This window comes from Dialister sp. UBA1703 (assembly GCA_002320515.1).
In the GTDB taxonomy this organism is placed as follows: domain Bacteria; phylum Bacillota; class Negativicutes; order Veillonellales; family Dialisteraceae; genus Dialister.
In genome coordinates, this window is the sequence record DCJJ01000021.1 from 1 (window position 1) to 5,179 (window position 5,179).

The window sequence follows — 5,179 nt, forward strand, 5'->3', positions numbered from 1 at the left end:
GTTCCTTTGCCACCCCGCAAGCGGGGCACAATAAAATACGGGGAAACCCTACTTCCCCTTCGTATCTCCGTTATACATGAAGAGAGGATTGATGAAGTATTTTCCCTCTGTTCTTGTTGCAGAGAGAAGCTCCGCTTTCCGGCAGGAGAGTATGGCTTTTTGGAAGGTTGTTTCTTTAAGGCCGGTTGCATCAGGCTTTATATCGATGAGGGTGGTGTCCTGCTTTTCCAGTATTTTATGCATGGCAAGGAACATGATTTTGAGGCCTGCGGGGGTGAGGGTCATGAGGCGGTCTACGGCGGGGCCTTTGTAGATTTTTATGAAGGATTCCCGATCCTCTATATCCACCGGCTTGCCGTCCCTTTTCAGAAGGCTCTTTTTCAGTTTCCAGAGAGCTTTCCGGTCGCTCTCCCGCTCCAGATCCTTTTCCATGAGTTCTGCAGGGCGGGAATGGAAGAAGGCTTTCCTGTTTCCTGTGAAAAGCAGGGCGGGATTGGGATAGTATTTCTGTACTGTCTTTCTTTCATTTTGGGCTGTATTCAGCCCTGAGCGGGTTCGGGCAGGGAAGAGGAAGCCCTTACTGATAAGTCCCCTGCGGCCGCGTTCCAGTGACTGGGCTGATTTTTCCTTTCACTTTACTGTCGGAAGGTTCCTGTCGTAATGGGACAGGGAAAATCCACGGTTGTTGAAGTTATCCGGCAGGAGCATTTTCCGGAAGAGGAGACGGAACGCATAGCGCTCCGAAGCTGTGAGTTTCTCCAGAAGGGGCAGGGCGTTTCCGTAGACCTTGAGGAAGGGATGCCCCCGGTGGCATTCCTCCAGACTTTTTCCATCGGGAATGAAGGGGTTTTCTCCCTCTTCGGCATAGGGGATGCCGGAGAGCCCTTTAGGCAGGATGATGACAGTTGACTTTTCATCAGGTCGGGCTTTCAGATCATCGTCATCGGACAGGTCCATGATGGAGCCCGGAATGACGCCCAGAGCTTCGGCAATCTGCGCCAGCGTGTTCATGCTGTATTCATGGGCACTTTTGTAGATTTCCGTATCTTTTTTCATTTTTGAAATCAGGGCATGGGAAATACCCGCCTTGCGGCAGAGCTCATCCACCGTGATTTTTCTCTTTTTCATCAGGTTGAACATCTTTTCAAAGGTGAGTTTCATGGGCGCTTCCTTTTCACAGAGCAATGATTTTGCTATATTATAGAATAAAAGAGGCTGAGGCGGTAGAGCGCCGGCCGGGGAGGCACGGATGGAATTATTTTATGACCGTCTCTTCCAGCTGATGAGAAGAAAAGGGCTGGACGAGGAAACGTTGGAAAAAAGGGCCCGGCTGTCGAAGGGAATTCTGGATAAGCTGAAATATCCCTCGAAGAGAAGAAATTTCCGCTCCGGACAGCTCCTTAAGATATGCAGAGCCACGGGCATGGGACCGGCAGCCTTTGTGGATCTGCACGATGAGGAGTCTATGGAACTGAGAAAGCTCTACGGATCTTCACGCTTCCGGCAGGTTTCCACGGAAGATTTTCTGAATATGATCAGGAACCGGCAGGGGAAGGCGGATTTTCTGGTGAACGCGCCGCCCGGCAGGGGCAAAACGGAAACGGTGACGAAGATTTTCCAGCTCCTTATAGAAGAAAGGAGAATCAGCCCTTCCCGGATCCTCATCATCTGCTTTTCCCATGCGGCAGTGAATGCGGTGTGGAACCGCATTAAAGAAAGACTGGGTCTCTCAATGACCGACCTGCATATCTGCACACTGGACTCCTTCTGCGGACAGTGGAACGGAAAATACCAGCGGTTCAAAGATAAGATGGAAAAGAAACTCATGGAGGCCGAAAGAAAGAAAAAGGATAAAGCCGAAGATGATGAAGAGGAAATGACGGCAGAAGATTCCATGGTAAGCAGTGATGTGCTGGACAGCATTGCGGATGATGAAACAGACCGGCTGCTTGCGTTCCATGCGCCTACCTATGAGTATAATATCCGTCATTTCATTGAGCATCTGGACTCCGTCTTTCAGGAAGAAGAAAATGAAACGAAGAGTTATGCCCTGAGGATGGCGGAAGATATATGGAAAGCGGCGCTTCTTTACTTCCGGTATGTCATTGTGGACGAGGTGCAGGATATCAAGGGATGGAGGGCCCGTATGCTCCTTTCCATGCAGGAGACGATGAAGGACAGCTCCTTTATCTATCTGGGAGACCAGTGCCAGGCCATTTACGACTTCAACGCCGATGAGCCAGATGAGGAAGAGGAGAAAAAGCTGCCGGAAAGCGCGACTGTCTTTTTTAAAAAGCTGATGGCCCTGCCTTCCATGTCCTGCTATGAGCTGGACGAACCAAACCACCGGGCTGAGAAAAGCCTTGCCTGGATGGAGCCCTATCTTGCGGACTTGAGAAATCCGCTCCGGTATCATGAGTCCCACTGGGCCATGCAGAACCTGAGTGACATTCAATCCCGGGCGAAAAAAAATGCTGAAGGAACCATTTTACAAGATGGCCTATCGCATGGTGTATGACGATTCAAACAGGGTGATATTGACGCGATATAATTCGGACTCCTTTCTTCTTCTCTGGTGGTTCCATAAGCACCTTTCCTACCGCTCCCTCATGCCTTTTTTAAGACTCCGCACCCAGGGCGGAATGGGAGAGGATACGCCAAGGCTGGCAGGCTGGATAGGGCTCTTCTTTTATAAATATAAAGAAAAGACCATTGACATGGACGCTTTCAAAAACCATTTCCAGTCTGTTTTCACTGATGAAAGAAAGGGGCGCCTGCGCCTGAATGCGGGCTGGCAGTCCTGCTGGGAAGCACTGGAACAGTGCCAGGAAAAGAAAAAGGAGAGCTACGACGTCAATGAATTTTTTCTTGCAGTCTGCGAAAAAGGCTGGAGCAGTCCGGGTCTTCGGGACAGCCTGATTCCCGGCTCCTTCTGCCACCGTCCGGTGATCTGCAGCATCCATCAGGCCAAGGGACTGGATTTTGACGAAGTCTATGTGAACAGTGAGGTATTTTCCCCCCGAAAGCATGCCGGAAAGGGGAGCATGTTGGAAGATCCTGTAAAGAGCCGTCTCTCTGAAGAATGCCGCATATCCTATGTGGCTCTTACCCGCGCAAGGAAAGCCATCTATTTCTACTCCACCCGGTCCGTGGCAGAGGAAAGAAAGAAAAAGAAGAAAGCAGAAGCAAAAGTCATCGAAATCAACGCGGAAACGCTGAAGAAAATGCGCCTTAAGAAGAAAAAAGAAAAAAATCATGGAGAGAAAGTAGAGCGGATTATTCATAATGAGGAACTGGATACGGCTTCCTATTTTCTGGGAGAAGAAAAGAAAAAGTTCGGCTGTAAACGACGCTACAGCGGCGCAAGAAACTTTTACTACTACCGATACAAGCCCTATGATGACCGGACCGCTATGGCAGGATTTCCTTTCGGCTTTGAGGGAGACAGGAACAGGAATGCCGATGACAGTAAGGAGCTCCAGGCCTATATTTACGAAAAGCTCCCTTTAGGGGAAGAAATGGAACTGGATTTTCAGCGGAATTCCAGGCGCACGGACATGACAGGCACCTTTTGGAGCAGGTGTGCGGAGAAAGGAACGGAGAAGAACCTGCAGACGGGGACTGTTTCTGATAGTATGATAGAGGAAATCAGAAAGCAGTGGAAAGAGGAAAAAGTATACAACGGCATACCGGCTGCCATGGTTCTTTTTAACCGCCTGCTGGTGACGGATATTGTGACCTGCTTCCGCATAGAAATGGACGGTTCCCATAAAAGGGTACACCTGTGGAACAGCCTTGACATCTGCGGCCTGGCCAGAAAGTACTATCCGTAACAGGAGATTTCCGGCGGAAAGGGGCTTTTAAGAAATCAAAGATATTTTTATCTCAACTTCCTGAGATGAAATAGAGGTGAAACCTATGAAAAAACTTTTATATCCTGCATACTTCTATCCCTGTGAAGAAAAGCGGGGAGCCTATACGGTAATCGTTCCGGATCGCCCGGATGCATCAGCGAAGGAGACAGCCTGGAAGACGCCATGGCCATGGCCGCCGACGCTGCAGCGGGCTGGATAATGGATGAAATGGAAGAAGGGAAACCGGTTCCCGCACCGGGCGATAGTAAGGATATCCACATTGAAAGCACAGACGGCTTCGTGAGACTGGTGGAAGTGGATATAGATGATTGAACGAAAAAAGAGCCGTGAAAAATGCAAATCATTTTTTCACAGCTCTTTTTTGTCCTATAAAATAATCTTCAAAAAATCTTTCTCCTCTTTTCAAAAATGGGAAACTCCCGTTATTTATATAGTAGAGGGTGAAATGAACGGAACATCCCAGGGCCCGGGATGAAAAATCCGAAGTGCCCTGGAAGGAGGAATGTGAATGAAGACACTGCAGCTTGTGTTTGCGGCAGGATCCAATGCCACTTCCACTCTCACCATTGCCAATCCGAAGGACGAGCTGACTCTGGATGAAGTGAAAGCGGCTGTGGCAAAGATCCAACCCATCATGGTGACCCGCTCCGGCGCGGAATTTACCGGCTTCAAGAAAGCAGTCATCGTGAGTACCACGGAAGAAGAGCTGGCTTTTCTCCCCACAAACTTGCCCACCCCCCGCATGCGGGGGTGGGGGGACCACGAAGTGGTGGAAGGGGGGAGGCGAGCGAAGCAAGCCTATGCAGCCAAAGGCGGCATTACAAACTTATGCCCGCAAGGGCAATCTACAACCCTCTGAACCCTGTGAACATTCTGAACCCTATCCCCACCAATGACTCTACCCAAAATTACAACCTATGAATTAGAAAACAAGAAAGGAGGTAACCTATGGCTGTTAAAAAGGCAATGACCGACCTGAAGCTGCAGATTCGTGTGGAAGATGGCCTTACATCTGCAGGAGCAGCAAAAATCAAAAGCCTGAGCTATTCCAATATCAAACTGGATGCCACTGACCAGGAGCTGATGGATGCAGGTAAGGCGATTGTTGGAATCACCAATTATCTGCTTTCCGGAATCCGCTGCGTACAGACTCATGATATGGTAGATGAAGCATAAGGAGGTGAAGAAAAAGGGGCTGCGAATTAATTCATAAATATACCACAATGATCCATTTCGCGCGGTGAACTTTGAAATTGACCAGAAAGGAACCATGTGGCGTTCGAACCATAAGGCATTCCATCTTA

At 49.2% G+C, this 5,179-nt stretch carries 7 protein-coding genes; 5 read left to right on the forward strand and 2 right to left on the reverse strand.

Annotated elements, in window-relative coordinates; all coding sequences use genetic code 11:
- Window positions 1-48: 48 nt before the first annotated feature.
- Together B2Y11_RS01155 and B2Y11_RS01160 are read right to left on the reverse strand one after the other, a co-directional pair.
- Window positions 49-432, reverse strand: coding sequence for a hypothetical protein (locus B2Y11_RS01155; protein WP_291055060.1), 384 nt, complete (start codon window positions 430-432; stop codon window positions 49-51).
- 198 nt (window positions 433-630) lie between these two features.
- Window positions 631-1,161, reverse strand: a complete 531-nt coding sequence (locus B2Y11_RS01160; protein WP_291055063.1) for a helix-turn-helix domain-containing protein — start codon at window positions 1,159-1,161, stop codon at window positions 631-633.
- Between the two features lie 88 nt (window positions 1,162-1,249).
- Between B2Y11_RS01160 and B2Y11_RS01165 the strand changes: the two genes are divergently transcribed.
- The 5 genes from B2Y11_RS01165 to B2Y11_RS01185 all read left to right on the forward strand — a co-directional run bounded on the left by B2Y11_RS01165 (window position 1,250) and on the right by B2Y11_RS01185 (window position 5,051).
- Window positions 1,250-2,518 carry a UvrD-helicase domain-containing protein gene (locus B2Y11_RS01165; protein WP_291055066.1) on the forward strand — a complete coding sequence of 423 codons (1,269 nt, stop codon included), beginning with the start codon at window positions 1,250-1,252 and terminating at the stop codon, window positions 2,516-2,518.
- Window positions 2,472-3,833 carry a 3'-5' exonuclease gene (locus B2Y11_RS01170; RefSeq protein WP_291055069.1) on the forward strand — a complete coding sequence of 454 codons (1,362 nt, stop codon included), beginning with the start codon at window positions 2,472-2,474 and terminating at the stop codon, window positions 3,831-3,833. The genes B2Y11_RS01165 and B2Y11_RS01170 overlap by 47 nt, the downstream gene beginning before the upstream one ends.
- A gap of 174 nt (window positions 3,834-4,007) precedes the next feature.
- A complete protein-coding gene (locus B2Y11_RS01175; RefSeq protein ID WP_291055078.1) occupies window positions 4,008-4,187 on the forward strand; it encodes a type II toxin-antitoxin system HicB family antitoxin in 180 nt (59 codons plus the stop codon).
- A 196-nt stretch (window positions 4,188-4,383) separates the two neighbouring features.
- Window positions 4,384-4,734, forward strand: a complete 351-nt coding sequence (locus tag B2Y11_RS01180) for a DUF2922 domain-containing protein (RefSeq protein ID WP_291055072.1) — start codon at window positions 4,384-4,386, stop codon at window positions 4,732-4,734.
- A gap of 89 nt (window positions 4,735-4,823) precedes the next feature.
- Entirely contained in the window at window positions 4,824-5,051 is a 228-nt protein-coding gene (locus tag B2Y11_RS01185; protein WP_291055075.1) for a DUF1659 domain-containing protein, read from the forward strand.
- Window positions 5,052-5,179: the final 128 nt, after the last annotated feature.